The following is a 3,862-nucleotide window of genomic DNA, read 5'->3' as shown; positions in this document are numbered from 1 at the left end:
TTGCAATTTTTCTTGGCTACAAACGGCCCTACGGTATCTTTCTGGTTGCCCTCTTGTTTGCTGCAGCCGAACTTGCAGCTCAGAGTGCCCAGGGAATTGCATCCGAACCGTTGTCAGTTAAGATGGAAGTTTCGAGTTTCCACAAACATGCAATTTTATCGCAGACATTATCCTGCGCGACATTGACTTTAATCCGTTAGACATCAATTAAGGAGCCTGCTTTGGTTTATACGACACTAAAAACAACCAAGTCGGAAGAAATCTTTGCCGCTGCCCAAAAACTTATGCCCGGTGGCGTGAGTTCGCCGGTGCGAGCCTTTAAATCCGTTGGCGGTCAACCCATCGTCTTTGACCGAGTTAAAGGCGCCTATGTTTGGGACGTCGATGGCAACCAATACATTGACTATGTTGGCACCTGGGGGCCAGCCATCTGTGGCCATGCGAATCCAGAAGTCATTGCCGCCTTACGGGAGGCCCTGGAGAAAGGAACCAGTTTTGGCGCTCCCTGCTACCTGGAAAATGTCTTAGCTGAAATGGTCATTGACGCCGTTCCCTCCATTGAGATGGTGCGCTTTGTCAACTCCGGAACCGAAGCCTGCATGGGGGTATTGCGCCTGATGCGGGCCTTCACCGGGCGCGAGAAAATCATTAAATTCCAAGGCTGCTATCACGGCCATGCCGATAGCTTCCTGGTTCAAGCCGGGTCCGGGGTCGCCACCCTAGGCTTGCCCGACTCTCCTGGGGTTCCGAAGGCGGCCACCAGCGCCACCTTAACCGCGCCCTACAACGACCTCGAAGCGGTGAAGGACTTGTTTAAGGACAATCCTGATGAGATTGCTGGGGTCATCCTCGAACCCGTCGTCGGCAACTCTGGGTTTATTCTCCCCGATGCCGGGTTCCTGGAAGGCCTGCGGGAACTCACCCAAGACAACGGCGCATTATTGGTCTTTGACGAAGTGATGACCGGCTTCCGGATTTCCTATGGGGGCGCTCAGGAACGCTTCGGGGTGACTCCCGACTTGACCACCCTCGGCAAAATCATCGGTGGCGGCCTACCCGTTGGGGCCTATGGTGGTCGCGCTGATATTATGTCCATGGTGGCCCCCGCTGGCCCCATGTACCAAGCCGGAACCCTCTCGGGGAATCCTTTGGCCATGACCGCTGGGATTAAGACCCTCGAACACCTGCAAAAATCCGGGGTGTATGAGCAACTGCATGAGAAAACCAAGCGGCTCTCGGATGGGTTACTGAACGCCGCCCAAGAAGCCGGCCATACTGTCTGTGGTGGCTCCCTCAGTGCCATGTTTGGCCTGTTCTTCTGTGAGGGACCGGTGCATAACTATGAGGATGCTAAGCTGTCGGACGCTACGAAATTTGGCAATTTCCACCGTGGTATGTTGGAACGGGGAATTTATCTAGCGCCGTCTCAGTTTGAAGCTGGGTTTACGTCCTTAGCTCACAGCGATGAGGATATTGACCGCACCATCGCCGTGGCCCGTGAGGTTTTCGCGAGCCTCTAACCCTCGCCAAAAAATATCGCAAAATGAGAGGGGGCAAACTCCCGGAGTTTGTCCCCTCTGACGGCTTGATTCCCTCGTAGAGATGAGGGGGATACTCATAGAATCAGCCAGAACAGACAGGACGAATTAAAAACCCGAAACGCTTACACTGTAGGCGTTTTATTTGTTTTTAGCGCCAATGCTAAAGAGTTGTCCGTGAACTCTCAAACGTGAACTCTGGAGCCTTAACTGTTGGCATCCGCCGTTACATCAGGAAGCAACTCTAGGAAAGCATCTAAGTCCGCCACCGTTTCTTGGTAGTTTCTGGCAGCGCTTTTATAGTCTGCGGTTTCAGCGGCTAGGCTAATGGCTTCGAGGTGACGGAAGACATCTCGGGCTAACTCGCGGCCCCGAGGTTGGTCTTGGGGGAGTAGATTACGGTTAAACAGGGTCATATCCTGACGAAGCGTTCCCAGGGGACCATGGATAAAGTTGTCCACATAGATCCAATCCTCGGCTTGGATGAGTTCTTCGAGTTCTCCCATGCGATCGCGCATTCCTTGGATATCACTAGCATAGGACTCCAAACGCTGCACCAGATCCGGGGTGTAGGTGGGAGCTTGGGTTTGGGTTACATCGCCACAACTGGCGAGAAACAGCATCATCACGGCCAGCAGACTCAGTAGGAGGGAACGAGAACGCGAGCCTATGCCAAACATGGATTTAATCGACTGCATTTTAGACATTATTTTAGACATGGATTCTCTGCAAACTCGATCATTCTACCGAAATTTGGACATCTGCCCCAAAAGCGGCGATAGAAAATGGTTTGCGGCGCGTCAGTAGGTTAAAATCAGGCTTGGCAGGATATGGCGATCGCCCCGATGGTCGGGTCGTCTGTTAGGAGGTTCACTTGAACGTATTAGTTATTGGTAACGGTGGTCGTGAACATGCGATCGCCTGGAAATTGCTTCAGTCGAAGCGCGTCAACAAGGTGTTTTGTGTTCCCGGTAATGGAGGCACAGCCCGCCTGGCGAACTGCTTTAACCTGGCCATGTCCGTCACGGATTTTGAAGGTATCGCTCGGTTTGCTCAGGTTCAAGGTTGTCCCTTCGTCGTTGTTGGCCCTGAATTACCCCTAGCGATGGGTATTACCAACTATCTGCAAGAGCGAGGCGTGGCCGTGTTTGGTCCAACTCAAGCCGGGGCGCAGCTTGAAGCCAGTAAAGCCTGGGCCAAAACCCTCATGGTCGAGGCCGGCGTTCCTACCGCTGAATCAGCCACCTTTGAGCGTCAAGATAGCCAAGCGGCTAAAGACTATGTGCAACGTATGGGTGCGCCGATTGTCGTCAAAGCCGATGGCTTAGCGGCCGGGAAAGGGGTCACCGTAGCCCAAACCATCGAAGCGGCCCACGCCGCCATTGATGAGATTGCCGGGGGACGCTTCCAAGACGCGGGCCAGACTCTGGTGATTGAAGAATTTTTGACGGGCCAGGAAGTCTCCGTGTTAGCCCTCTGTGACGGTAAAACGGTGGTTCCTTTGCTGCCGGCCCAAGACCACAAACCCATTGGTGAAGGGGATACCGGAGCCAATACCGGCGGAATGGGCGTCTATGCCCCCACCCCAGTCTTATCGACAGCCGGGATGGAACAGGTCCAAACGCAAATCCTCGATCGCACCCTGGCGGCCCTACAAGAACGTGGCATCGACTATCGCGGTATCTTATATGCTGGGCTGATGGTCAGCGACTCGGGAGAAATTAAGGTCTTAGAGTTTAACTGTCGCTTCGGTGACCCGGAAACCCAAGCGGTGTTACCGTTACTCGAAACTCCCCTCGATACCCTGTTACAGGCCTGCGTTGACCAAACCTTAGCCCAACAGCCTCCCCTAGAGTGGAATCCAGGGGCCGCCGTCTGTGTGGTGATGGCCTCAGGGGGCTATCCCGGAGACTATGAAAAGGGTAAAGCTATTAGCGGAATTGCCGAAGCTGAGGAGGCGGGTGCGATCGTCTTTCATGCCGGAACCCAACTCAAACAGCAACAACTCCTCACCAGTGGCGGACGGGTGTTAGGGGTGACGGCGGTGGCCGAAAACTTCCCTGGGGCGATCGCCGCCGCCTACGCCGCCGTAGACAAAATTGAATTTGAAAACGCCTATTTCCGCACCGATATTGGCTATCGGATTCGTTAACCCTCGCCGAAATGGTCATCAATTGACGCAAATCTCCCCGCTCTAGGTCTGCGATTGAGACGGGGAGATTTTTTTAACCCCCTTGACAACTCATCAATTTTGTAATTAAGTCATCGATTTATAACGGTAGCCTAGGCTACATTTGCAAACCGTCAATTCCTCTAGGATACAG

4 protein-coding genes are annotated in these 3,862 nt (G+C 53.6%); 3 read left to right on the top strand and 1 reads right to left on the bottom strand.

The features are described from left to right. Positions 1–200, top strand: a 200-nt coding sequence (locus tag R6U67_RS11900; RefSeq protein WP_410252749.1) for a hypothetical protein, incomplete at its 5' end; no start/stop codon positions are given. Positions 201–221: 21 nt separating this feature from the next. Then, positions 222–1,520, top strand: coding sequence for a glutamate-1-semialdehyde 2,1-aminomutase (gene hemL, locus R6U67_RS11895; RefSeq protein WP_410252748.1), 1,299 nt, complete (start codon positions 222–224; stop codon positions 1,518–1,520). 224 nt (positions 1,521–1,744) lie between these two features. On the opposite strand, the gene psbQ is transcribed toward hemL, so the two are convergent. After that, the gene (psbQ, locus tag R6U67_RS11890) at positions 1,745–2,245 is read right to left on the bottom strand and encodes a photosystem II protein PsbQ (RefSeq protein WP_410252747.1); all 501 of its coding nucleotides are present in this window, start codon (positions 2,243–2,245) and stop codon (positions 1,745–1,747) included. Between the two features lie 167 nt (positions 2,246–2,412). Between psbQ and purD the strand changes: the two genes are divergently transcribed. Then, a complete protein-coding gene (gene purD, locus R6U67_RS11885) occupies positions 2,413–3,690 on the top strand; it encodes a phosphoribosylamine--glycine ligase (protein WP_410252746.1) in 1,278 nt (425 codons plus the stop codon). The last annotated feature ends 172 nt before the right edge of the window (positions 3,691–3,862 follow it).

Origin of the sequence: Sodalinema sp., assembly GCF_046483825.1 — a bacterium.
Taxonomy (GTDB): Bacteria; Cyanobacteriota; Cyanobacteriia; order Cyanobacteriales; family Geitlerinemataceae; genus Sodalinema.
This window is presented reverse-complemented; position numbering and strand designations above follow the sequence as displayed.

Excerpts from the sequence above, each read along its gene's own strand:
- psbQ (WP_410252747.1), bottom strand. The coding sequence starts at position 2,245 with ATGTCTAAAATGCAGTCGATTAAATCCATGTTTGGCATAGGCTCGCGT.